This is a genomic window from Fodinicola feengrottensis, assembly GCF_039530045.1.
Classification (GTDB): Bacteria; Actinomycetota; Actinomycetes; order Mycobacteriales; family HKI-0501; genus Fodinicola; species Fodinicola feengrottensis.
Window position 1 is genome coordinate 11,322 of record NZ_BAAANY010000025.1, and the last position, 24,184, is coordinate 35,505.

Consider the following 24,184-nt stretch of genomic DNA (forward strand, 5'->3'; position numbering starts at 1 on the left):
TGCTGTCGAGAACCGCTGTAGCCGGCCCAGTGGATGGCGAATCCAGTGTGACTGACCGAGAGTGGGTCCGGTCAAGGCGAAATCGAAAAGGACACATAATGCGTAAATGGGGACCGCTGCTCGCGGTCTGTCTCGGCACCACGATGTTGTTGCTGGACGTGACGATCGTGACCGTCGCGCTGCCGGCGATGGCGGCCGGGTTGGGCGTACGGCTGTCCGGGCTGCAGTGGGTCATCGACGTGTACGCGCTGGCGCTGGCCGCTTTCCTGTTGTCCGCCGGATCGTTGGCGGACCTGCTCGGTCGGCGCCGGCTTTTCCTTGCCGGCATGGTGATTTTCGCGGTCGGCTCGCTGGCCTGCGGGCTGGCGCCGACCGCGGGCCTGCTGATCACCGCGCGCGCGGTCCAGGGCGTCGGCGGGGCGGCGATGTTCGCGACCGCGCTTTCCTTGCTGGGCAGCACATATCAGGGCCGGGACCGGGGGACCGCGCTGGGCGTCTGGGGCGCGGTCTCCGGCGCGGCCGCGGCGGCCGGCCCGATCGTGGGCGGTGTGCTCACCGAGTCGCTGGGCTGGCGCTGGATCTTCCTGGTCAACCTGCCGATCTCGGTGGTCGCGGCGGCGCTGACCTGGTTCGTCGTACGGGAAAGCCGTGGCCCGCGCGATCGCCGGATCGACTTCGCCGGCATGGTGACGCTCACCGTGGCGGCTTCGGCGACCACGTACGGCATCATCACCGGCGACGCGAACGGCTGGCTTTCGGCTCGTACCCTCGGAGTCTTCGCGCTGGCGGTGGTCGGCCTGGTTGCTTTCGTGGTGGTGGAACGGAAAATCCAACACCCGATGCTGGATCTGCGGCTGTTTGGCCGGCCCGCGTTCGTCGGGGTGATGCTGGCCGGGTTCGCTTTCCAGGTGGCGTCGTTCAGCGTGCTCGCGTACGCGTCGATCTGGATGCAGTCGCTGCTGGGATATTCGGCCTTGCGGACCGGGCTGATCCAGGCTCCGCTCAGCGCCGCGTCTTTCGTGGCCTCCCTACTGGTCGGGCGCCGGCTGCACACCACCTCCCCGCGATACGTCATTGCCGGCGCATTGCTGGTTATCGCGGTCGGGGACTGGGCACAGGTGGTGTTGTCGGGATCGTCCTCCGGATGGGTGTTGATTCCCGGAATGGTGGTCGTCGGCATCGGCGTCGGGGTGATGGCGCCGGCGATTTCCGGAGCCGCGTTGGGCGCGGTCGGGCCCGAACGCGCCGGCATGGCCGGTGGCGCGTTGAACACCGCCCGGCAGCTCGGACTAGCGCTCGGGGTCGCGATTTTTGGCGCGGTCGCGGTGAACGCGGCGCAACACGTACTGGCCGGCCGGGTCGGCGACGCGCACGCGACCGCGCAGGGATTGCTCGGCGGTGCTGGCCAGACGCTGCTTCAGGCAGCACCGGCCTCCTCGCGTGCTGGCCTGGAGGTGGTGCTGCGCGGCGCTTTCGCGAATGGCCTGAATTCCGCGATGCTCGGAGCCGGCCTGGTCGCCTTCCTCGCGGCGGTGGCGGCTTTCGTGTTGATGCGAGCGAAAAAACCTAGTCCGGAAACTTCATCCGGTAGCGATATTCCGGAACTTCGGTCATCGGTGGCCGTTCCTGGGCGCTGACCACCGAATCGACGGCCCGTAGTTCGCCGTCCTCGCGCTGGAACTGGGTGAGCGCCGGCCACAGTGGATGGTCCGGCATCACCCGGGCGGCCACCGTGGACAGGATGGTGGCCGCCATCCGGCCCAGCGCCGCGGTGTCCTGGTGGCCGTGCGTACGCTCACCGAGGTCCACTTGGGCGATCGCGCCGAGTCCGTGTTTTCCCAGCGTGTCAATCAAAAGCCCGGTCTCCACGCCGTAGCCGGGGGCGAACGGCAGCGACTCCAGCAGGGACCGGCGGGCCGCGTACTCGCCGGCCAGCGGCTGGACCACCCCGGCCAGCTCCGGAAAGAAAGCGCACAGCAGCGGCCGGGCCATCAACTCGGTGACCCGGCCGCCACCGGTCAGTGACACGTCCAGCAGCGGCCGGTCGTAAAAAGCCTTGACCAGCAACGTTTCCGGGTCGGTCAACAGCGGTCCGAGCAGGCCAGTGATGTAATGCTCGCCGAAATCCAGCAAATCCGCGTCGACGTAAACAATTACGTCGCCATGCGTGACATACAAGGCTTTCCAGAGCGCCTCGCCCTTACCGGGCCGCGAGCCGTGGTCGGCGAGCACGTCGTCGCGGTGGAAAACGCTCGCACCGGCCTGCCGGGCCACTTCGGCCGTACGATCGGTGGAACCGGAGTCGAGCACCACGATCTCGTCCACCAGGCTGGTCCGCTCGGCGAGCTTCCCAATGCCCTCGACGATCGTGCCAATGGTGCGTTCCTCGTTCAGCGCCGGCAGCACCACACTGACCACCGTCAGGTCTTTCGCGGCGCGCAACCTCTCGACCGGCCAGTCGCCGGCCGCCGTGGTCTGCTGGGCGAACCAGCGCCGGGCGCGGGGATGCATGGCAACAGTGTGCCGGGTCTGGCCGGCCCCGATAGCGCCCGGTCCCGGCCGTACGCACGGTAACCCGCTGATCGTGCTGGGTGTCCGGCCGGCTGTGACCGGAGTCGCAGCGGATCCGCCGGTTGGCACCGATCGTTGCCCAAGAAGGCAGCGATGAGGGAATAGTGCCCTTCCCGGGCTGGATTTCCGGGTGGCTCGCAGGGTATTCGCCTGTTATGTTCCGGCCGGGTTCTTGGTGCCCGCGTGCCAGCATGGCCGCAGGCCTTCCGCCGGCGATTCCCGCCCACCCTGTTCATCCCGAGGAGTTCACGTGTCCGCGATATCCGCGGACCGCGGGCACCGTCCACATCGGTCTACGCACCGCCAGCCATTCACGTCTTACCTTGAGGGAGAGAGATCAATGAACATCCGTCGTGTCGCCCTGGCCGCTGGAGCATTCGCGCTCGGCGTGGGAATGCTGACCGGGTGCGGTCTGACGCCCAAGACCGCCGCGACGCCGTCCCCGTCGGCGCCAGCCGCGGCGGACAGCTCGCCGACCGCGTCGGCGGCCGGATTCCCGTCCGTGTGTGACATGTTCACCGACGCCGACATGTCAGCGCTCACCCAAGGAACCATCGCGAGCCACAAGCCGGACGGCAAGTCGACGCCGGCCGCACCTGCCTGCGACTGGCTCAGCGCCGATGGCGGCATCACGGTGACGGCTTCTCTCCGCACCACCACGAAATCCGATTTCGACAGCTCCGCGGACGGCTATACCCCGGTCAGCGGTGTCGGTGACAAAGCGACCGAGTTGCACGGGATTCTGACCGTGTTTCACGCACCCACGACCGAGATCGGCATCATCTTCGGCGGCGGTGGCGACCCGGACGTCGCTATCCAGAAGGCCATCGCGCTCAAAATCATCGAAAAGCTCGACGGTGGCGCGTCCCCCTCGCCGAGTGCCTCCGCTTCGGCCTCCGCGTCGGAGTAGTTCTCCTTTCTGGAAGGAAAAGCCGAAATGAAGAGCCATCGTCTCCTGGTTGCGGCCACGATCGCGGCCGTGGTGCTCGCCGGCACCGGCGGCTGCGGTTTGTTGCAGAAGAAGGACAACCCGCCGGCCAGTCAGGCGGCAGGTCCGGCCGGCACCGCCGCACCGGTCCCGACCGTGTCGAGCAACCTGCCCGATGTCTGTACGTTGATCACCGACGACCAGATGTCCCAGTTCACCGGCAACAAGATCGTCAGCCACGGGCCGGACAAGTCGACTACCGGCAAGGACGCGATCGGCTGCACCTGGTCGGACGCCAACAACCAGGTGATGTCCGTCGACATCGGCAATGCGACGAAGGCGCAGTTCGACAACGACGCCAACGGCAATCCCTCGGTCACCGGCGTCGGCGACGAGGCGTACTCGGTCGCCGGCCAGCTCCTGTACGTCCTCGACGGCAACTACCAGTTCTCCGCGAGCGGGGTGGCCGGCTCGTCCGGGGAGCCGGCTCGGGTCGCCGCCATCAAGCAGGCGATCCAGTCGCTGAGCGGCGCGTCGGCCTCGCCGAGCCCGTCCGCCTCTTCCTGAGCGCAAGCCGCTCGTACGAGCAACGCCACACCCGTCAACAACCCGGCGGTGTGGCGTTGCTCGCATGCGTACGAGCTGATTTCGGTTTCGAATACCGCCAGCCGACCGCGTATGCTCCTAGTCATAACTGAATATGTGCCCTCATCCAGAGGGGCAGAGGGAACCGGCCCGTTGAAGCCCCGGCAACCACCTCGCGCGTGAGTCTCAAGACCATCTACCCGCGGGACAGGTGCCAACTCCGGCCCGTCAGAGCAGAGCGCTCGGACGGGGAAGATGAGCGAGGAGGCTCTTGTCTTGACTGTTGAATCGCCTGCCAGCTGTCTGCGCTGTCGGAACTGCGGTGCGCAATTCCCGCTGATCGCCGTGCACGCCTGCGCCGAGTGTTTCGGCCCGCTGGAAGTGGGCTATGACCAGGAAAAACTCAACGCGGTGACCCGTGCGCAAATCGAGGCGGGGCCGCAGAACATCTGGCGGTACGCGCCGCTGCTGCCGGTCGGTCAGGACCCGGAAACCCGCGCGACGCTGAACCCGGGCATGACCAAGCTCGTTCGCGCCGACCGGCTCGGCGCCGAACTGGGCTTCACCGCGCCGCTGTGGGTCAAGGACGACAGCGGCAACCCCACCCACGCCTTCAAGGACCGGGTCGTGTCGCTGGCGCTGACGGCCGCGAAGGGCCTCGGCTTCACCTCGGTGGCCTGCGCGTCCACCGGCAACCTGGCCAACTCGGTGGCCGCGCACGCGGCCCGGATCGGCTGGCCGGCGACCGTGTTCATCCCGGCGGACCTGGAACCGAGCAAGATCATCGCGAGCGCCGTGTACGCGCCGCGGCTGGTCGCGGTGGACGGCTCGTACGACGACGTCAACCGGCTGACCAGCGAGCTCGGCGAGACCGATGAGTTCGAAAGCACCGCGTTCGTCAACCAGAACGTCCGGCCGTACTACGCGGAAGGTTCCAAGACCCTCGGCTACGAGGTCGCCGAGCAACTCGGCTGGAAGATCCCCGCGCAGGTGGTCATCCCGATCGCGTCCGGCTCGCTGCTGACCAAGATCGACAAGGCGTTCGCCGAGCTGGCCAAGATCGGCCTGGTGCCGAACACTCCGTGGAAGGTCTTCGGGGCACAGTCGCTGGGCTGCTCGCCGGTCGCCGAGGCGTTCCACGCCGGCCACGACGTGGTGCAGCCGGTCCGCCCGACCGGCATCGCGAAGAGCCTGAACATCGGCAACCCAGCGGACGGCCCGTACGTGCTGGACGCGGTTCGGCGGACCGGCGGCTCGATCGCGGTCGCCGATGACGACGACATCCGCGAGGGCATCTCGCTGCTGGCCCGTACGACCGGCATCTTCGCCGAGACCGCCGGCGGAGTGACCGTCTCGTGCCTCGCGAAACTGGTCAAGGACGGCCTGATCGACACCTCCCAGGAGACCGTCATCTACAACACCGGCGAAGGTCTCAAAACCGCCGACGTGTTGGACGTACATCCCACCCACCGCATCAAGCCCACCCTCAAATCCGCCACCGAAGCCGGTTTGTTGAGCTGAGTGGTCATGGCAGGCACCGCGGCTAGCGGGTGTTGGCGGGGGTGGCGGCGGGCGCGGGGGTACGGGCGAGCGGCGTGGGGCGGGCGGTGAAGAGGTTGGCGGCGGCGACGGCCAGCGCGATCGCGCCGAAGGTGAGGACGACGGCGGCCGGGCCGGCGCCGGCCAGCAGCAGGCCGCCGGCGGCGGTGCCGAGCGAGTTGCCGAGGTAGAGCGCGGACGAGTTCAGCGACATGGCGACCGGGCCGTCGTCCGTACGCAGCGCCAGGATCCGGTGCTGCTGCGGGGTGGTCTGTGACCACCCGACCGCGCCCCAGATCACCAGCAGCACGGCGATCCCGGCCGGGCCGCGGGCCACCGCCGGCAGCGATACCAGCAGGACGCCGAGAACGCCGACGATGACGGTCACCAGCAGCCGGGTGTTCGGCCAGCGGTCCACCAGGGTGCCGATCGCGAAGCTGCCGGCCAGCCCGCCGAGGCCCCACAGCCACAGATAGCCGGACAGGTCGGTGACGCCGGCGGTGCTGGCGAGCAACGGCCCGAGATAGGTGTACGAGCCGATGCTGGCGCCGGCGGCCAGCGCGGTGACGGCCAAAATCGGCAGCACCCGCCGGTCGGTGAGCACCCGCAGCCGGTCCCGTACGGGCACCCGCCGGGCCGGTTGTACGGTCCCGCCGCGCAACGCCAGCAGAACGCCGGCCATCGCGACCACGCCGAGGCCGGTGACCATCCACAGCGTCGCCCGCCAGCCGACGTGGTGCGCCAGCAACAGACCGAGCGGGACACCGAGCACCACGCCGGTGGTCATCCCGCCGATGATCAGCGACAGGGCCCGGCCGCGCCGTCGCGCCGGCACCAGGGCGGCCGCGCTGACCGCGGACATCGGCGCGTAGATTCCGGCGCCCAGGCCCGCGATCACCCGTGCCAGCAACAACAACGGCAGGCTGGTGGCGACGGCGGTCAGCACGTTTCCGAGGCTGAACACCACCAACGCGATGAGCAGCACGGTTCGCATCGGGCGGCCGGCGAAAAACGCCGCCGCGAACGGGGACAGCAATGCGTACGACAGGGTGAACGCGGTGACCAGTTGTCCCAGCGCGGCCACCGAATAGTGCAGGTTCATCGCCATCACCGGGAGCAGGCCGGCGACCACGTACGCATCCAGCCCCAGCGCCAGGGACCCGATCGCCAACAGCAACACCCGTCGCATCAAACCTCCATTTAGTGCGGGCAGTCCGGAAAGAATGCGGATAGATTACCGCAATCCGTACATCGTCATCTCCACGACTTCGAGCAGTGGCCGCTCGTCGGCGGTCGTACGACCCAATTCCCAGAGTCCTTCGACGACGGTGAACAAGTAGCGGGCGACGACAGTGTTGTTCTGTGGGACCGAAAGCAGGCCCTGAATTCTGGCCCGGTCCAGTGCGCCGGCCAGTTCGCGCTGGATCTCGCGCTGGGTGTGATCCACGATCTGAGCCACTTCTTCGTTGCCAGGCAACAACTCCAGCGCGGTGTTCGCCAGCAGGCAGCCGCGCTGGCCGGCGGCATTTCGGGATATTCGCTGCAAGTAATGTCCGATGCCGAGAATCGGCGGCTTCGGCGCCCGCAGGTCGGTGGCCGCCGCGGTCGTCCGTTGCTGCGCGTAACGTTGGAGAATGGTCAAGAAAAGTTGGTGTTTGTCGCCGAACGCCCCATAGAGGCTGCCCTTGTGTAATTTCGTAACACGTAACAGATCGGACATAGCGGTCGCGTGGTATCCGTGTGTGTAAAACTCGGCCATTACCGCATCTAGCACTGCATTCTCGTCGAATTGCCGGGGTCTGCCGAGCTTTCCGGCGGCTGTCGCCATGGCCTCTACTTTATGACCGTACGGTCAAGAAAAACAAGGCTCGATAGGCGCCGAAAATGTGGGTCCGACGACAGTGCGGTGGCGGTCGGCGAGTGGACCCCGGGCACTGCCTTCACGCGCTGTAATCGGCGGCCCGAGACAGTGCCGATCACCTGCGGTAATCGCCGGTTTGTCGGCCGGAACAACGGAGAATATTTCCGGCACAGAGGGCATCCCCAGGGGGCCAGATCTCGTGTAGCGTTTCGGTCGGTCGTAGTTCTAACCAGATCGTGCGCAACCTGCCGGGCGGGTCTCCCACGGCTATACGGACGAAGACCCGGGTCTCGCAGTAGGGCGCGACCTGTCGCACCAGCAGTAGAGGATGGCTCCAGTGGCACAGGGAACCGTTAAGTGGTTCAACGCTGAAAAGGGCTACGGCTTTATCGCCGTCGATGGCGGCCAGGACGTTTTCGTCCACTTCTCCGCCATTCAGATGGACGGTTACAAGTCGCTCGAGGACGGCCAGCGGGTCGAATTCGAGGTCACCCAGGGCCAGAAGGGTCCGCAGGCCGAAGGCGTCCACGTCGTCGGCTGAGTTCTCGGTTGAGAAGGCGAATCCAGCGAACAGGGCTCGTTCCACCTTGGTGGGACGGGCCTTGTTTGCTCTGGTAGTGGCCATCTTGGCGTTTTACCGAGCGCTGGAGTGTGGGTTGCCACTAGGTTCTCTCATGTTCTTGCCCGTACCAGAACAGGATTGGTGCGGGCGCCTGAAAACATGGGGGGAACCATCGTGACCGAACAGCCACCGTCGGGTGCGCAGCCGGAATATCCCGGTGAGCCATCGCAACCAACTCCGGACGCGTACGCCGGCTATCCAGGCGCTCGCAACCTGGATCCGAATGACCCGCTGGTAGCCGCGGATTACGGCGGCTGGTGGGCCCGCGGCACGGCTTTGGCTCGTAAAACGTGGAAACATGTGCTGATCCTGCAGATCGCTTTCGTTGTCCTGGAGCTGATTCTGATCACTCCGGTGCACATCTGGCAGGCCTCCCTGGCGGTGGTTCCGGGCTCGATTGCACCGGGACAGAACCCCAATGATGTGCTGGCCCAGTCGCTGGGGCGCCAGGTCGGGCCCATCCTGCTTTCGCTGGTGGCCGGGGTTCTCACCCAGGTGATCGCCGCGATTATCGGACTCGTCGTGGTGCACCTGATGGTGATGGCCGCGACCAACGAGCAACTCGACATCGGGGTAGCGTTCCAGCGGGCCAGTCGGCGGCTCGGGATCATCGTCCTCTGGAGCGTGATCTTTGGCTTGCTGGCTACGATCGGTTTTGTGCTCTGCGTCCTGCCTGGCTTCTATGTGGCCCTGGTTGGCATGCTGCTCGCACCGGTGGTGGCGTTCGAGCGTGGGAACCCGCTGGGCCAAGCGTTCACGTTGTACAACCGGAACTTCGGTCTCGCCTTGGGACTCACCCTCACCGTCGTCGCCTGCGGCCTGGTCGCCGGCATCGTCGCCGGCTGTTTTGGTGGTGCGCTGACCATTGGCTCGGCGGTTACCGGGAGCACCGGTGCGTACATCCTCAGTGCGGTCATCACGGTGCTGATCTCCGCTGTTCTCACCGCCGCCGTCCAGTTGCTGACATATCCGCTGACAACCGTCGCGTACGCGACCTTGCGGGCCCGCTTGGAGCCGTTGTCCACCGCGCAGCTGGCCACCGAGATCGCCCGGTAGCCCGTCCGGGCAGCCGCCGGCGTGACCGGCGGTTGCCCGGCGGGACTATGTTGCGCTAAAAGCAAGACGCTGCGCGACGGGGAGGCACCCATGGCCACTGGCGGACCACCTGGATATGAGGTTCCTGGTCAGGGCAGAGTCAGGGGCAGAGGCAACCCGGCTACGGCCAGCCGTCGTACGACCATCCGGTCACTGGCCAGCCTGGATACGGCCAGCCGGCGTACGGGCAACCCGGTTATGGGCAACCTGGTTATGGGCAGCCGAACCCGGCGAACCCGACGACTGGTTATCCAGGTCCGTACGGCGGCTATCCCGGTGGGCCGCCGCCGGTCGACCCGAACGACCGGTTGGTCAGTGCCAACTATGCCGGCTGGTGGTCGCGCGCTGTCGCGCTGGCCAAGCAGACCTGGCAGCAGCTCGCGCTGTTGCAACTGGCGACGGTCGCGGTCAACCTCCTCGTGGTGCTTCCGGGCAGCCTGCTCAGGCTCTGGTTGGTCAGCGGTGGCGTGCGTGGGAGCACGGCGATCGTGGGTGTCGGCCTGGTCGGCAACGGTCTGCAGCTGCTGGCCGGGGTGATCCAGATCGCGGTCAGCGCGATCATCGGGCTGGCCGCCGTGCACCTGGTCACCGGGGCGGCCACCGGCCAGCCGGTGACCGCCGTGTCGGCGGCCCAGCAGGCGATGCCGCGGTTCTGGCCGATGGTTGGCTGGTCAGTGCTCTTCGCGTTGATGATCGCCTTCGGTCTGGTGGCGTGCATCGTCCCCGGCCTCTATCTCGCCATGCCGTTCATGGTGCTGGCGCCGGTGATCGCGTACGAGCGAGTGAACGCTTTCGCCCGGTCGTTCGACCTCGTACACCGCGACTTCGGCGCGGCGATCGGGGTGTTGGCGACCATCATCGGTGTCTACGCGGTCGCCTTGGTCCTCAACTTCGTGATCGCCGGGGTGTTCTCGGCAGTCGCCATCGCGGTCCTCGGATCGGCCGGGACGTATGTCGCGATGGTCCTCTCGAGCATTATCGGCAGCGTCGTCTCGCTCGTCATCGCCGTGTTCCTCTATCCGCTGCAGACCACCGCGTACGCGCATCTGCGGGCTCGCCGGGAGCCGCTGTCCACTGGTCAACTGGCCGCCGAGCTGGCCCGCTAGCGGGTCCGGTCTTCTTGCACTCTCCGGCCGAGAGTGCTAAACCTTGGACTGGCACTCGGTGCCTACGAGTGCCAGTAAGCAGGTCGGGGCGGTGAGGTTCCGTCGCTCTAGCAGCGACCGGATCCGTCCGTCGCGGGCATCGAGCCCGGCCAGCGGAAACCGAATCCAGCACGCGCGGCCGAGCGATACGAGCGGCCGCCGAAAACAGCGGAGGAAACCACCGCATGGCCAAGTTGATCGCGTTCGACGAGGAGGCGCGCCGCGGTCTCGAGCGGGGCATGAACATCCTCGCCGACGCCGTCAAGGTGACGCTCGGCCCCAAGGGCCGCAACGTGGTACTCGAGAAGAAGTGGGGAGCGCCCACCATCACCAACGATGGTGTGAGCATCGCCAAGGAGATCGAGCTCGACGAGCCGTACGAGAAGATCGGCGCCGAGCTCGTCAAAGAGGTAGCCAAGAAGACCGACGACGTGGCTGGTGACGGCACCACCACGGCGACTGTGCTGGCCCAGGCGCTGGTCCGCGAGGGCCTGCGTAACGTGGCCGCGGGTGCGAACCCGCTCGGCCTCAAGCGTGGCATCGAGAAGGCCGTCGAGTCGGTCATCGAGCAGCTCGCGCTGGCCTCGCGTGAGGTTGAGACCAAGGAGCAGATCGGTCACACCGCTTCGGTGTCGGCCGGTGGCGACACCAACGTCGGCGAGATCATCGCCGAGGCGCTGGACAAGGTCGGCAAGGAAGGCGTTGTCACCGTCGAGGAGAGCAACACCTTCGGTCTTGAGCTTGAGCTCACCGAGGGCATGCGCTTCGACAAGGGCTACATCTCGCCGTACTTCGTGACCGACGCGGACCGCCAGGAAGCCGTCCTGGACGACCCGTACATCCTGATCGTCGAGTCCAAGATCGCGACCGTCAAGGACCTGCTCCCGCTGCTGGAGAAGGTCATGCAGTCGGGCAAGCCGCTGGCGATCATCTCCGAGGACGTCGAGGGCGAAGCCCTTGCCACCCTGGTCGTCAACAAGATCCGTGGCACCTTCAAGTCGGTTGCCGTCAAGGCCCCCGGCTTCGGTGACCGTCGGAAGGCCATCCTGACCGACATCGCCATCCTGACCGGTGGTGAGGTCATCTCCGAGACCGTTGGTCTCAAGCTGGAGAACGCCGGCATCGAGCTGCTCGGCCGGGCTCGCAAGGTCGTCGTCACCAAGGACGAGACGACCATCGTCGAGGGTTCGGGCGACACCGACCAGATCACCGGTCGGGTCAACCTGATCCGCGCCGAGATCGAGAAGAGCGACTCCGACTACGACCGTGAGAAGCTGCAGGAGCGGCTGGCCAAGCTGGCCGGTGGCGTTGCGGTCATCAAGGTCGGCGCGGCCACCGAGGTCGAGCTCAAGGAGCGCAAGCACCGCATTGAGGACGCCGTTCGCGCCGCCAAGGCGTCGGTTGAAGAGGGCATCGTCGCCGGTGGCGGCGTGGCTCTTCTGCAGGCCGGCGACAAGGCGTTCGAGAAGCTGGACCTCGAAGGCGACGAGGCCACTGGCGCGCAGATCGTGAGGATCGCGCTGGAGGCCCCGCTCAAGCAGATCGCCGTCAACGCCGGCCTCGAAGGCGGCGTCGTGGTGGAGAAGGTCAAGGGCCTGCCCAAGGGTCACGGCCTGAACGCCGCCACTGGCGTGTACGAGGACCTGCTCGCCGCCGGTGTTCCGGACCCGACGAAGGTCGTGCGCTCTGCCCTGCAGAACGCCGCGTCCATCGCCGCGCTGTTCCTGACCACCGAGGCCGTCATCGCCGACAAGCCGGAGAAGTCTCCGGCCCCGGCCGGTGGCCCCGGCGGCGGCATGGGTGACATGGACTTCTAGGAGTCCTGCTCTTCAGTACGACCGCAGAGGCGGGTCTGGCTCACGCCAGGCCCGCCTTTTCGTGTCTTGACGAGTATGCGTACATGTATAAGTATAGACGTGTGCCCAACAAGACGATCTACGTGTCGGACGGTGATCTGCCGGTGTTCCAGCGGGCCCAGGAGTTGGCCGGCGGAAGCCTCTCCGCGGCGATCACTCAGGCGCTGCATGGGTTCGTGACGGCCAAGGAGGCTCAGATGCAGGGACTTTCCGAGATCAAAGTGCGGGTCGGCAGCGGTGACGTGCCGCGCTACCAGCGATTCCGTGGCGCGCTGGTGGCGCGCTGGCAGCACCAACTCGGCACCGGCGCCCAGGTCGAGGACTTCACCGTTTACCGTACGGCCAAACAGGCCCTCGCCGTGCACCGCAGGGTGCACCCGGACTGGAAGCGTTGGAGCGACCCCAAACGCTGGGCGAGTGGGGAGAACTCGGTGTGGTCGCAGGACTGGGACGTCGACTGGCATGTCGGATGGAACGGCGAGTCCGCCAGCGGCTCGTCCGACTGGTCCGGCTCCGGCGGCACCGGCGCGCTGGAGGTGTACGACTCCGTCGCCGCCCTCCGCGACGAACTGCCGGCCGAGCTCGCTGACCTGGTCGAGCAGAACCTCGCTACCCCCGAGGTCGAGGACCTGGACATCTGACCGTTCCGGACAGGAGGGGCACAATGGCGGGCACAATGGCGGGCATGGTGGGTGTGAGGCAGGCGAGCATGGTGCCACGGCCGCGGTGGCTGGTGTTCTGGTCGGTGGTGTGGACCGTCGCGTACGGCTGGACGTACGTGGTGACCGCGAACGGGCTGGGCGGTGCGCCGGCCGGTTGGTATGTGGGTTTGCTGGTGATCGGTGGCCTCGCGCTGGTGGCCGCGCTGCCGGGCAGGGTCTGGCGGGTGCCGCTGGTGGCCGGGGCGCTCGCGCTGCTTGCCGCGATGCTGATAGCTATTGGCTCGCTCGGCTGGTTTTTGTTGCCAGCGGTGGTTTTCGCCGCCTTCGCGGCCGGGATGAAGTCGCCGTGGCGACTCGCTCAGGAGCAGGAACAGGAGTCCGGCCAGGACTGATGCCAGACCGCCAGTGGCGGCCTGGCAGCAGCGAGAGCTCAGCCGACGCCAGAGGTGGACAGCAGGCCTGGCACTGTTTTCGCGGTGTTGTGGCGGAAAATGTTCACCGCGCCGACCACCTCGTCGGACTCGTCCCGGATCGGGAACACGTTGACCAGCGCCAGCAGCCGGAATCCGTCCGGCTGCTCGCAAATCACGTCGGCGTTACGTACGGTGCCGCCGTTGTTGATGACAACCGCCGGCGGCGCCTGGTCGTGCGGCATGACCTCACCGGAGGGGTAACGCAGCCGGAAGGCGCCGCAGTATTTCTCGCTCGTACCAAGCTCCGGGCTCCGGCCCCAGGCCGCGATCGCGGTCTTGTTGCACGCGATCAGGGTGCCGTCTTTTTCCAGCACGTACATGCCAACCTCGATGCCGTCCATCGCGGCCTGGTCGCTGAGCAGCCCGCCGGGCACTAGATGGCCGTCCGCACCTCGCCCTGGAAAGTCACGTCCTCCAGGTCTCCGGTGGCGATTTTCTCGCTGATTCCCATTCGATTTCCCCTCACGATGACGGTGGATAACCCTTGGCCACGAGGCTCCGCCGATGGCGCTACTCAGCGTCGCGATCCGCAAGCTACCGGTCGTTTCTCAGAGTTCTCCGATCAACCGCGGCGATGAGGCAGGATCGGGGGCATGACGTCGAGCCGGATCACCGACCTGCTAAGCCGCCACCCGCTGGTGGACGGGCACAACGACCTGCTCTGGGAGCTGCGAGAGCTGGCCAACTACGACCTGGACGCGGTCGATCTGACCCGTCCGGTGGCCGACACCCAGACTGACCTGCCGCGGTTGCGCGCCGGCGGGGTGGGGGCCCAGTTCTGGTCGGTGTGGGTGCCCTGCGACCTGCCGCCGGAGCAGGCGGTCACGGCGACTCTGGAGCAGATCGACGCGGGACATGCGCTGATTGCGCGGCACAGTACCGAGCTTGGCTTCGCGCCGACCGCCGACGAGCTGGAAAAGGTGTTTGCGAGCGGCCGGATCGCGTCGGTTTTCGGTGCCGAAGGCGGCCATTCGATCGGGAACTCGCTGGCGACGCTGCGCACGCTTTACACGTTGGGTGTGCGATATATGACGCTCACCCACGAGAAGAACACGGACTGGGCGGACGCGTCCACCGACGAACCCGCATACGACGGACTGACCGCTTTCGGGGTCGAAGTGGTACGGGAAATGAACCGGATGGGTATGTTGGTCGATCTCTCGCACGTGGCTCCCTCCACAATGGACGATGCGCTGGATGCCACCGAGTCGCCGGTGATTTTCAGCCATTCGTCGGCCCGGGCTTTGTGTGACCACGTACGAAACGTGCCGGACTCGGTGCTTTCCCGGATGTCCACCAACGGTGGCGTGGTGATGGTGACCTTCGTGCCGCCTTTCCTTACAGATGAAGCGAAACAGTGGGGAATCGAGTATTCCGACGAGCGGACCCGCCGTGGCGTGGACCTGTCGTTGCCGGGCGTACGAGCGATGGCCGACTGGCTGTCCGCGCACCCGAGCCCGCCGGTTACTGCCTCGACGATCGCCGATCACGTGGAGCACGTAAGGGAAGTGGCCGGGATCGCGCATGTCGGCCTCGGCGGCGACTACGACGGCTACCCGCTTTTTCCGGACGATATGGGCGATGTTTCGACGTACCCGTTGCTTTTCGCCGAGCTGGCCGACCGCGGTTGGTCCGACCCGGACCTGGCGGCCCTCGCCGGCGGCAACGTCATCCGTACGCTCCGGGACGCGGAAACCGTCGCCCGTTCCCTGCAGGCCACCCGCTCCCCGTCCCGGGCCCGGATCCAAGACCTCGACACCTAACCGCGAATGTAACGAAACAGGTCACAAAACCGAGCTGTTTCGTTACATTCGCGGGAAAATGCGGGCAGCGGTGACGGCAGCGGCGGCGTCGACCAGGCCGGCGCCGGTGCTGTTCGGGCCGGCGCAGGTGGCGGAGCGGACCGATTTCGCGGTCGTACGCAACAAAGTCGTGGTGTCGGCGATGTCCCCGCGCAGGCGTGGATTCGCCGACCACATCAGCGCCACCACGCCGGCCACGTGCGGGGTGGCCATCGAGGTGCCGGACAACGTCCCGTACGTGTTGCCCGGCAGCGCGGACAGGACGTTGACGCCCGGCGCGACCACGTCGGGCTTGCCGGCTACCCCGGAAACCGGGCCACGGCTGGAAAAGTCCGCGACCGCGCCGGTTCGGTCGACGGCGCCGACGGTGAGTACGTCCGGACTGTTCGCCAGCGGGTCCACAATGGACCCGCAGTCCGGGCCGGTGTTCCCGGCCGCGAAAACCGGATAGATGCCGGCGATGCTCAGCGCGTGCGCGGCGGCCGCCAACGTGTCGGATCGGCAGCCTTCCAGCGTCGAGCAGCCCCAGGAGTTGGTGAGGACGTCCGCGCCACGGTTGGGATTGCCGTGAAAAGCGTCGCCACCATGCGGAAAAGGCGCAAACATGAACTGCAGGCAGTCCAGGTAGTAGCCGGGATTCGCGACCCCGCGGGCAAGATCCGCGCAGCCGATCCACTGAGCATCCGGCGCCACCCCGACGCCACCGCGGCCGACCGCGGTGGCGGTCGTGTGGGTGCCGTGGCCGTCCAGGTCGCGCGGCACCGCCGTGCCAAACCACGGGTCGTACCAACTGTCGGCGCCGCCTCGAAAACCGGCCGCGATCACCGGATGGGTGGCGTCGACGCCGGAGTCCGAGACGCCGACTACCACGCCCTGGCCGCGGGCGCCGGCCGCCCAGGCCTGGTCGGCGTGGATCGCGGTGATGTTCCACTGTGGACCGTCAGGCTTCTTTTCGTTGCCGTGCAAGCCTTCCGGGCGACCCGGGATGGGGCGAAGCAGGGGTGCGTCAGTGACCGAGACAACGCCCGGCTGGCCACTGAGCCACAGCCGGGTGACCGGGTCGTCGGCGTCCACCTCGATGGCGTTTATTAAGTAGTACGGTCGAAAAGTCAGTCCGCGGCTGGTCAGCGCGGCCCGCAGTGGGCGCTGGCTGGCGGTCGCGTACGCCGTCAGTTGGCGATAGACCTCTCGCCGTCGGGCCGCCGGATCCGCGATCGAGGCGCTGATTTTGGTCTGTTCCAGAGTCACGAAAAGCGCGTTGCCGTGAAATCCGGGCTGGTGGCTCAAACCGACGCCGACCAGCGCCACGAGACAAGCGGTCACGGCCACCGCGGCGATCCACGGCTTGAGCCAGTTTCGCCTGCGTACGAGGAAAGTCACCGCACCGACGGCGATCGCGACCAGCCAGCTGATGCCGGCCGCCAGAATCGCGTACCAGCTGACCTCGCCCAGGCCGAGAACGACGGCCAGCTGGCTGGCGTCGACGTACGCGTACGGCCCGACCAACGCGAGTCCTAGAGCGACCGCCGCGGCCCACCGGCCGCCGACGGCGGCGACCGCGAATGCCAGCGCCGGTAACGAAATCATCAGCAGAATGCTCAGCCCGCTGGGGGCCGCGGTGGCGGCCACCGTCGCGTACCCGACGCCCAACACCAGCGGATGTGTGGGCGGCCCCGGCAGCATCGCGAGCAGCGCGGCCACCGCGGCGGCGGCCAGCACCGCGAGCAGCGTCGTCCACGCCGACCCGAGTGCGCCGAAGGCCACCCACGGCAGCAATGCGACGCCACCCACCGCGGCCGCCAGAGCAGCCGGCACCAAACGGCCGCGATGAGGCATCGTGGCCGAACGGCGAAGGAGGATGAGCGCGACGGCGAGCAGAGCTGCCAGCGCGACTGTGGAGCCGAGAGCGAAGGTGTTGCGGGCGGCGATGTCGTGTCCGTACGGGACGAACCGGGTCAGCCCCAGCACCGCGGCGCAGCCGGCCGCGAGTGCCCAGAACCGCAGCGTCGCCCGGATCCACGGCCGCTGGACGTACGGCAGCAGACCCAGCGCGGGCAGCCCGGCGAGCAGCGTCGCGCCGATCGCGAGGACTGGCGCCAACCAAGCGCTTGGCCTGCTCTCGAATAGGATTGACGCCTGCTCGACCAGCCACTCGCCGGCCGCGCCGCCGAAGCTGACGCCCACCGTCCACAGGCCAACCAGCACCACTCCAAGGACCGCTGGCCAGCGGCGCTCACTCTCCGCCATGAACGGGAACCCTACGGCCCGTGCTGGTCATTTCGATGGACCGCGGCCAAGAACGCAGTGGGCTGGGCGGCACGTACCCGAACGGGAGGCTAACGTGGGCTTCGTGCCTCGAGACAGCGCAGTGTCCCGGTTCGCCGCCAGCCACCTCGGCCCCGAGCAGCGCAAACGCGCGGTCGAGCGGATGCGGTCGGAAACCTTCGACGTGGTCGTCATCGGCGGCGGGGTGACCGGCGCGGGAGTGGCGCTGGACGCCGCCTCCCGTGGTCTGTCGGTCGCCCTGGTGGAGGCGCGCGACTTCGCCGCCGGCACGTCCAGCCGGTCCAGCAAGCTGATTCACGGCGGCCTGCGCTACCTCGAACAGCTCAACTTCACGCTGGTCAGGGAGGCGCTCAAGGAGCGCGGTCTGCTGCTGACCAAGCTCGCGCCGCACCTCGTACGACCGGTGCCGTTCCTGATCCCGCTGAAGCACCACGTGTGGGAGCGCGGCTATATCGGCGCCGGTGTGCTGCTCTACGACTTCCTCGGCAGCATCTTCGGCACCTCCCGCGGGTTGCCGATCCACAAGCACTACAGCAAAACCGGCGCTCGCCGGCTGTTCCCGGGCCTGCGCGACGACGCGCTGATCGGCTCGATCCGCTATTTCGACGGCCAGATCGACGACGCCCGGCACACCGTGACGGTCGCTCGTACGGCCGCGTCCCTCGGCGCCGCGATCGTCACCAGCACTCGGGTCATCGACGTGCTGCGCAGCGCCCGCGAGGTGGTGGGCGTGCGGGTACGGGACATGGAGTGCAACGAGGAGTTCGACATCAAGGCCCGGACCGTGGTGGCCGCCACCGGGGTCTGGAGCGATGACATTTCCGAGATGCTCGGCGGCCGCCCTGGCCTGCGCGTACGCGCCAGCAAGGGAGTCCACCTGCTGGTCCCGCGCAGCGCGATCACCGGCGATGCCGGGCTGATCCTGCGGACCGAGAAGTCGGTGCTGTTCGTCATCCCGTGGGGCGGGCACTGGCTGATCGGTACGACCGATACCGACTGGAACCTGGACCGCGCGCACCCAGCCGCGTCCAGTGTCGATATCGACTACATCCTGGAACACGTCAATCGGGTGCTGGAGCGGCCGCTCACGCATGCCGACATCGAAGGCGTTTACGCTGGCCTGCGGCCATTGCTGGCAGGCGAGATCGAGGCGACCAGCAAGCTGTCCCGCGAGCACGCCGTGGTGGAGCCGATGCTCGGGCTGGTGCTGATCGCTGGCGGCAAATACACGACGTACCGAGTGATGGCGAAGGACGCCGTCGACGCGGCCGCGCGGCGGCTGCGCAACGTGCCGCCCAGCAAGACGACCGAGGTGCCGCTGCTCGGCGCGGACGGCTACGGCTCCGCCTGGTCAGCGCGCGCGTCCACCGCGCGTCGGCACGGCATCAGCGTCGGCGTGATGGAACACCTGTTGGAGCGCTACGGCACGCTGACCGGCGAGCTGCTGACACTCATCGACACCAACCCGGCGCTCGGCCGACCGCTCCCTGGCGCACCCGAATACGTCCGCGCCGAAGTCGCGTACGCGACCCGGATCGAAGGCGCGCTGCACCTGGACGACGTGCTCACCCGGCGTACGAGAGTGTCCATCGAGACCGTGCACCGCGGCCTGGAGAGCATGGACGACGTGGCCGAGTTGATGGCCGCCGAGCTGGGCTGGGACGCCGCCACCCGGCGCCGTGAAGTCGAGCACTACCGGGCCCGGGTCGCCGCCGAACACGAGTCGCAGCGCATGCCCGACGACCTCACCGCCGACGCGGCCCGCCACGGCGCCCCCGACGTACGCGGCTACGCCGTGGACGCAGGAGCCACCCACGCATAACGTTCCGTAGCGCTGGTAAGGCCGCGGCGGCCGATGCGATCGCGCCGGCTATTCCGCGTCGTGTTTCGTGAGGGGGATTTTGGCGGGGGTTTCGGTGGTGTACGTGGTGCGGCGGTCGACGTAGGACGCGCGCGGCAGGAGTGACAGTGACCCGCCCAGCGGCACCTCCACCTGCCAGCTGGCCTCCACCGACTCGCCCGGCTCGACGGTGCCGAAGGAGGTCTGACCGAGCGGGCTGACCAGGCCACCGGCCGGTGCCGGCAGTGACACCCGGACCTTGGTGCGTGGCCGGACCGGGTCGTGGTTCGTGAACCGTACGGTCACCGCCACCGCGGCTCCCGCTCGTACCGGCTGCTCGACCGGCAGCAGCCGGACGGCTCCCTGACCGGGCTCGGACGAGATGTCGTTCAGGATCCGCCGGACCATCGCGTACGTGTCGCCGCGCGGCCGCGCCGGATACGTCTCGGTGCGGGTCGTCCACTCCTGGCTGATCGCCTGCCAGTCCGCCGGGGCGCTGCTCGGCGGCCGCCCGCTGCCCACCGACCTGGCGAGGTCCGCGAAGAACCGAGCCCACCGCGGCTTGTAGTAGTCAGCGACCATCCCATGCCAGTCGCGGTTGCCGTAGTCGTGCAGCCCGCCAAACGCCTGCGGGGTCCAGACGCTGACGATCGTACGAGCGTCGGCCTCCAGGATTTCCCGCTCGTCCGGCGTCCGCCCCCAGCTGCGGGCGGCCTGCTGCCAGCGCCCGAAGAGCCAGTGCTCACCGGTCCCGAGCAGGTCGTTGGTCAGGTCCATGTAGTGCAGGAACCGGTTGCTCAGCAGCGCGAGCCTGCGCCGGTCCTGGCAGTGGTAGGCGGCCCGGATGTCGGCGAGCAGCAGCCGGGCCCGGTTGGCCAGGAACTGCCGGGTGACGTCCAGGAGGTCGTATTGGTACGTCGGCAGCCCGCGCAGCGCCGGGTGCACGGCCGCGAGCTCCACCACCACCGGTACGAACCGCTCCAGGTCGTAGCGGGGCTCGGCCGGCCCGTACGGGGACGCATTCGCCACTTCCAGGCTGGGGATCGCCGCGAAGGGCGACTCATAGGGCCCCTCGCCGCTGCGGTGGCCGCTGGCCCGGAAGGAGTACGCGGTGGTCAGCAGCACGTTCCAGGCCGCTGCCGCGCGCGGGTCGTCCCGGCCGTACCGGCGGACCGCGTAGTCCCGGATCCAGCCGGCCGGGTCGACCGGGGTGGCCCGCCAGGTGGTCTCGCTCCACAGGTCGCCGATGACCGGGTTGTGGTGGTGGCCCTCCGGCATGAACGCGGTGCCGACCAGCCTGCCCCGGGTGCTCGGCGGTTGGCTGCGGACCGCCGGCAGGGTCTGCATCGGCTCGTGCAGGCTGCCGAACATCCCCAGCCGGCCACCGAAGTTGCCGACGCTGCCCCACGCCCACGGGGCGCCCCAGAACGCGTTTGTACGGTTCCACCGCGGGCCGTCGTCGGAGTCCAGGTCCACCACCAGCGTGCGGTCCCGGTCGATCGCGGTCATCAGTTCCTGGCGCGGATTGTCCTGCCACGACTGCAGAACCCAGGTCGCGCCTGGGGTGGCCTCGGTCATCGCCCGTTGGACGGCCCGACCGGCGGCGGCCAGCGGCACGTCGCCGAGCGTGCCACCCTCGTGCACGAGGTCGGCGGAGAAATGTGTGGTGGCGCCGAAACTCTCTCGCTGGCAGCGGTAGAACCGGGCCGCCAGCCGGTCGTAGAGCGGGTCGGTGCTGGCCAGCCAGTCCGGCCGTGGCTGGCCGCCGTAGTCGCCCTGCGCCAGCACGGTGGCGCCTGGGTGGGCGGCCGCGAAGGTGTCGTTAGGTACGTGGCCGACGAAGCCGGGGAAGACCGGCGTGATGCCCAGGTCGCGCATCCGGTCGGCGATCCGCCGGCCGAGCTGGGCCCGCCGGCGCAGGTAGTCCAGGGTCACGCCGGTGCGGCCGGCCGTTGTTCGGGTGCCGGCCGAGATCGAGCCGTACCACTGCCAGGGCGCGTGCGCCGGGCCGGGAATCCAGCTCAGCACCTGCTCCGGTGTCAGCCCGAAGTCGGTCAGCGTGTCGTACCAGACGATTTCCTGCCCGACCAACGCGAGCGCGCGGTTGGTGCCGGAGGCGGCCAGGTAGTCCAGCTCGCGTTGCCATTCCGGCCAGGACCAGTACGGGGTGGTGTAGCCGAAGGTGCAGAAGTTGTACGCGTACCGGTCGGTGAGCTGGGTGGTCTTCACGATCGGCCGCCCGGGGGCGGGCAGCAGCCGGGGGAGCAGCAGCCGGTCGCCGTTCCATGAGATGTGACCGCGGCCGACATATTTCAACCACCAGTGAAAAGCCGAGACGACGGCGACGGTGGACGTGCCTTCCAAGGTGACCGCGCCGGTGGCGCCGCTGATCCGGAAGGCGTCCGCGGTGCCCGCCGGGGTCGGCATCGGGCGCAGTCGGAACTGCAGGGCGCGGGCCACGTCGCCGCCGAGCAGCCGGGTGATCGAGGCGCGGGCCTGATGCAGGTCGAGGGGATGGTGCGGGCAGCTAGTGGGGCCGCCGACCGCTGGACTGGTCGGTGCCGCGGCGTTTCTTGCGGGAAGTGCAAAGGTATGCCTGGTAACGTTCTCATTCAGTTGTTCCTGAGGTTTTCTTACCGGAGTCAACGGTTCCCTCCCTCGCCAGTGATCCGGTTGTCGCGCAGGTCTTTCCCAGGTTGTGCGCTGTTTCGGTCTGGTTGAGAAACGGTATGTACCGGTCGGCCGGCCTCTTTCCGGTCGGCCGATGTTGCGGTAAACCACTTTACCGGGGTGGTGATCCGGTAGAACGGAACCAGCGAGCTGGCCATGGGGACTCCTGTGGTGTCGCGCCCGCGAGGTCACCACGGCTGGCCGCACCGGCGAGCCGCATGCCTCCTTCGGATGCGCCCGGCCCCACCACGGTCGCAGGTATTATTCTGCGCATACTGCTGCAACGTTGTAAATATCCTGTGTACCGATTCACCCACGCAAAGTGGTGTATTCGCGGGTATGGAAGCGCATTGTTACCGGTCGGAAATATCGTCAGCCCGGGATTTCGAAAACTTTTCCAGGATTGAGAATCCCGGCCGGGTCCAATGCGGCTTTGATGGCCCGGTGCGTACGCAGTCCGATTGGCCCGATTTCGGTGGCCAGCCAGCCCTTCTTCAACGTACCGACGCCATGCTCACCCGTACATGTGCCGCCGAGGTCCAGTCCGAGCTGCATGATTGCGTCGAAGGCCAGCATGCAGCGCCGGTGGGAGTCGGGGTCGTCCCGGTCGACGATCAGGTTCGGATGCATGTTCCCGTCCCCGGCATGCCCAACCATCGCCACCCTGACCTGGTATTTCTCGCCAATCCGCTGAGTGGAGTCAAGGAGCTCCGCCAGCGCCGACCGGGGCACCGCGATGTCGTCGACGATGATTTTCCCGAGCCGCTCCATCGCCGGATGCGCCAGCCGGCGGGCGGCCAGCAGCATCTCGCCCTCGACCGGATCGCTGGCCACGTGCACCTCGCTCGCGCCGGCCGCCGTACACAACTGCGCGATCCGCTCCAGCTGCGCCGACGAACCGTCGTCCACGGCGGCCAGCAGCAGCGCGGCCGCGTCCACCGGCAGATCCATCGGCCGGTACGCCTCGATGGCCCGGATCAGCGTGTTGTCCATGATTTCCAGCAGGCTGGGCGTACGTCCGTCGGCGACGATCGCGGAAACCGCCGCCCCCGCGCTGACCGTGTCCTCGAAGACCGCCGCGAGGCTGAGCACGCCCTCGCTGACCGGCCGCAGCGCGAGGGTGATCTCGGTGATCACCCCGAGGGTGCCCTCGCTGCCCACGAACAGCTTGGTCAGGTCGTAGCCGGCCACGCCCTTGGCCGTCCGCCGGCCCGTCCGCAGCACCTCGCCGTCCGCCAGCACGACCTCCAGACCGAGCACATATTCGCTGGTCACGCCGTACTTCACGCAGCACATGCCGCCGGCGTTGGTGGACACGTTGCCGCCGATCGTGGAGCTCTCCCACGACCCCGGGTCCGGCGGATAGCGCAGGCCCAGCTCGCCGGCCGCGGTGCTGACCGCTTTGTTGATCACTCCCGGCTGGACGACCGCGATCCGGTTGATCCGGTCGATCTCAAGGATCCTGTCCATCCGGCGCAGCGACAGCGCGATGCAGCCGTCGACCGCGTTGGCGGCGCCGGCCAGCCCGGTCAGCGCTCCCTGCGGGACAACCGGGATGCCGTACTGGCCAGCCACCCGCACCACGTGCCGCACGTCTTCGGTCGACCGGGCGTGCACGACACAGCCGGGTTGCCCGTGCTCGACCAGGTCCGCCTCATCGTGCGCGTACGCCGCCATCACGTCGACATCGGTGACCACGGCGTCACCCAGCCGCTCGCGGAGCTGGTCGAGTGCTGCTGTCGCGATCCCAGTCATAGGGTCAATCCTAAGCATGGTGTTCTTCGCTCCAGGAGGACAATGGACGAGTGACAGTGCTCATCGACCCTCCACGCTGGCCCGGTCATGGCCGGCTCTGGTCACACCTGGTCAGCGATCTGTCGTACGAGGAACTGCACGCCTTCGCGAATCGCCTCGGCATCCCCGAACGAGCCTTCCACCGCGACCACTACGACGTACCAGCCCGCTTCTACGACCAAGCGATCGCCGCCGGCGCCGAACCCACCACCAGCCGCGACATCGTCGCCCGCCTCACCACTGCTGGCCTACGCCGCCGCTGAACTGAGTTGTTGGCCGCAGTTCCTGCGGCGGCGCATCCGGTTCGCGTCGCCGGGGCGCCCAAAAAGCGGGCACCCCACCGCCACGAACCTGGGCGGCCTCCGGCCGCCGCGCGGGCGGGGTTGGGTTAGCGGCGGTGGCTGTGTTGTTGGCCGCAGTTCCTGCGGCGGCGCATCCGGTTCGCGTCGCCGGGG

At 67.9% G+C, this 24,184-nt stretch carries 21 protein-coding genes, 1 pseudogene and 1 riboswitch; of the genes and pseudogenes, 13 read left to right on the forward strand and 9 right to left on the reverse strand.

What is annotated here, in order from left to right:
• Positions 1 to 98 precede the first annotated feature (98 nt).
• The gene (locus ABD301_RS29635; RefSeq protein WP_344313601.1) at positions 99 to 1,637 is read left to right on the forward strand and encodes an MFS transporter; all 1,539 of its coding nucleotides are present in this window, start codon (positions 99 to 101) and stop codon (positions 1,635 to 1,637) included.
• Here the strand turns inward: ABD301_RS29635 and ABD301_RS29640 are convergent.
• On the reverse strand, positions 1,567 to 2,511 hold the full coding sequence (locus tag ABD301_RS29640) for a glucosyl-3-phosphoglycerate synthase (RefSeq protein ID WP_344313602.1): 945 nt from the start codon (positions 2,509 to 2,511) through the stop codon (positions 1,567 to 1,569). The two genes, ABD301_RS29635 and ABD301_RS29640, sit on opposite strands and share 71 nt — an antisense overlap.
• A gap of 400 nt (positions 2,512 to 2,911) precedes the next feature.
• Between ABD301_RS29640 and ABD301_RS29645 the strand changes: the two genes are divergently transcribed.
• From ABD301_RS29645 to thrC, 3 genes are all read left to right on the forward strand, one after another.
• Entirely contained in the window at positions 2,912 to 3,481 is a 570-nt protein-coding gene (locus ABD301_RS29645; RefSeq protein ID WP_163572481.1) for a DUF3558 family protein, read from the forward strand.
• Between the two features lie 27 nt (positions 3,482 to 3,508).
• Positions 3,509 to 4,066 carry a DUF3558 family protein gene (locus ABD301_RS29650; protein WP_163572482.1) on the forward strand — a complete coding sequence of 186 codons (558 nt, stop codon included), beginning with the start codon at positions 3,509 to 3,511 and terminating at the stop codon, positions 4,064 to 4,066.
• A 138-nt stretch (positions 4,067 to 4,204) separates the two neighbouring features.
• A riboswitch (SAM riboswitch) is annotated at positions 4,205 to 4,346 on the forward strand.
• A gap of 14 nt (positions 4,347 to 4,360) precedes the next feature.
• The gene (gene thrC, locus ABD301_RS29655) at positions 4,361 to 5,605 is read left to right on the forward strand and encodes a threonine synthase (RefSeq protein ID WP_344313604.1); all 1,245 of its coding nucleotides are present in this window, start codon (positions 4,361 to 4,363) and stop codon (positions 5,603 to 5,605) included.
• A 22-nt stretch (positions 5,606 to 5,627) separates the two neighbouring features.
• Here thrC and ABD301_RS29660 read toward each other — a convergent pair whose 3' ends face one another.
• The 3 genes and pseudogenes from ABD301_RS29660 to ABD301_RS42575 form a co-directional block, all read right to left on the reverse strand.
• A complete protein-coding gene (locus ABD301_RS29660) occupies positions 5,628 to 6,812 on the reverse strand; it encodes an MFS transporter (RefSeq protein WP_344313606.1) in 1,185 nt (394 codons plus the stop codon).
• A gap of 45 nt (positions 6,813 to 6,857) precedes the next feature.
• The gene (locus tag ABD301_RS29665) at positions 6,858 to 7,265 is read right to left on the reverse strand and encodes a TetR family transcriptional regulator C-terminal domain-containing protein (RefSeq protein WP_344313607.1); all 408 of its coding nucleotides are present in this window, start codon (positions 7,263 to 7,265) and stop codon (positions 6,858 to 6,860) included.
• Positions 7,266 to 7,274: 9 nt separating this feature from the next.
• Positions 7,275 to 7,451, reverse strand: a pseudogene (locus tag ABD301_RS42575) (TetR/AcrR family transcriptional regulator); the annotation flags it as partial.
• Positions 7,452 to 7,821: 370 nt separating this feature from the next.
• Between ABD301_RS42575 and ABD301_RS29670 the strand changes: the two are divergent.
• From ABD301_RS29670 to ABD301_RS29695, 6 genes are all read left to right on the forward strand, one after another.
• Positions 7,822 to 8,025: a cold-shock protein gene (locus tag ABD301_RS29670; RefSeq protein ID WP_344313608.1), complete on the forward strand. Its 204-nt coding sequence runs from the start codon at positions 7,822 to 7,824 to the stop codon at positions 8,023 to 8,025.
• Positions 8,026 to 8,220: 195 nt separating this feature from the next.
• A complete protein-coding gene (locus tag ABD301_RS29675; protein WP_344313609.1) occupies positions 8,221 to 9,162 on the forward strand; it encodes a hypothetical protein in 942 nt (313 codons plus the stop codon).
• A 347-nt stretch (positions 9,163 to 9,509) separates the two neighbouring features.
• Positions 9,510 to 10,307 (forward strand): hypothetical protein, encoded by a 798-nt coding sequence (locus ABD301_RS29680; RefSeq protein ID WP_344313610.1) that lies wholly within the window; start codon positions 9,510 to 9,512, stop codon positions 10,305 to 10,307.
• 224 nt (positions 10,308 to 10,531) lie between these two features.
• On the forward strand, positions 10,532 to 12,163 hold the full coding sequence (gene groL / locus ABD301_RS29685) for a chaperonin GroEL (RefSeq protein WP_344313611.1): 1,632 nt from the start codon (positions 10,532 to 10,534) through the stop codon (positions 12,161 to 12,163).
• A 101-nt stretch (positions 12,164 to 12,264) separates the two neighbouring features.
• The gene (locus tag ABD301_RS29690) at positions 12,265 to 12,843 is read left to right on the forward strand and encodes an EXLDI protein (RefSeq protein WP_163572487.1); all 579 of its coding nucleotides are present in this window, start codon (positions 12,265 to 12,267) and stop codon (positions 12,841 to 12,843) included.
• Positions 12,844 to 12,887: 44 nt separating this feature from the next.
• The gene (locus tag ABD301_RS29695; protein WP_344313612.1) at positions 12,888 to 13,256 is read left to right on the forward strand and encodes a hypothetical protein; all 369 of its coding nucleotides are present in this window, start codon (positions 12,888 to 12,890) and stop codon (positions 13,254 to 13,256) included.
• A gap of 38 nt (positions 13,257 to 13,294) precedes the next feature.
• Here ABD301_RS29695 and ABD301_RS29700 read toward each other — a convergent pair whose 3' ends face one another.
• Entirely contained in the window at positions 13,295 to 13,711 is a 417-nt protein-coding gene (locus ABD301_RS29700) for a PAS domain-containing protein (RefSeq protein WP_344313613.1), read from the reverse strand.
• Positions 13,712 to 13,930: 219 nt separating this feature from the next.
• Between ABD301_RS29700 and ABD301_RS29705 the strand changes: the two genes are divergently transcribed.
• Positions 13,931 to 15,100, forward strand: coding sequence for a dipeptidase (locus ABD301_RS29705; protein WP_344313614.1), 1,170 nt, complete (start codon positions 13,931 to 13,933; stop codon positions 15,098 to 15,100).
• 42 nt (positions 15,101 to 15,142) lie between these two features.
• Here the strand turns inward: ABD301_RS29705 and ABD301_RS29710 are convergent, their stop codons facing one another.
• Positions 15,143 to 17,386 (reverse strand): S8 family serine peptidase, encoded by a 2,244-nt coding sequence (locus ABD301_RS29710; protein ID WP_344313616.1) that lies wholly within the window; start codon positions 17,384 to 17,386, stop codon positions 15,143 to 15,145.
• Between the two features lie 181 nt (positions 17,387 to 17,567).
• Here ABD301_RS29710 and ABD301_RS29715 point away from each other — a divergent pair, with 181 nt between their 5' ends.
• Positions 17,568 to 19,247 (forward strand): glycerol-3-phosphate dehydrogenase/oxidase, encoded by a 1,680-nt coding sequence (locus tag ABD301_RS29715; RefSeq protein WP_344313657.1) that lies wholly within the window; start codon positions 17,568 to 17,570, stop codon positions 19,245 to 19,247.
• A gap of 48 nt (positions 19,248 to 19,295) precedes the next feature.
• Here ABD301_RS29715 and ABD301_RS29720 read toward each other — a convergent pair whose 3' ends face one another.
• The 3 genes from ABD301_RS29720 to ABD301_RS29730 all read right to left on the reverse strand — a co-directional run bounded on the left by ABD301_RS29720 (position 19,296) and on the right by ABD301_RS29730 (position 23,690).
• Positions 19,296 to 21,911 (reverse strand): alpha-N-acetylglucosaminidase, encoded by a 2,616-nt coding sequence (locus ABD301_RS29720; protein ID WP_344313617.1) that lies wholly within the window; start codon positions 21,909 to 21,911, stop codon positions 19,296 to 19,298.
• Entirely contained in the window at positions 21,908 to 22,093 is a 186-nt protein-coding gene (locus ABD301_RS29725) for a hypothetical protein (protein ID WP_344313618.1), read from the reverse strand. The genes ABD301_RS29720 and ABD301_RS29725 overlap by 4 nt, the downstream gene beginning before the upstream one ends.
• A 214-nt stretch (positions 22,094 to 22,307) precedes the next feature.
• The gene (locus ABD301_RS29730; RefSeq protein ID WP_344313619.1) at positions 22,308 to 23,690 is read right to left on the reverse strand and encodes an FAD-binding oxidoreductase; all 1,383 of its coding nucleotides are present in this window, start codon (positions 23,688 to 23,690) and stop codon (positions 22,308 to 22,310) included.
• A gap of 50 nt (positions 23,691 to 23,740) precedes the next feature.
• Here ABD301_RS29730 and ABD301_RS29735 point away from each other — a divergent pair, with 50 nt between their 5' ends.
• Entirely contained in the window at positions 23,741 to 23,992 is a 252-nt protein-coding gene (locus ABD301_RS29735; RefSeq protein WP_344313621.1) for a DUF4031 domain-containing protein, read from the forward strand.
• Positions 23,993 to 24,184 lie beyond the last annotated feature (192 nt).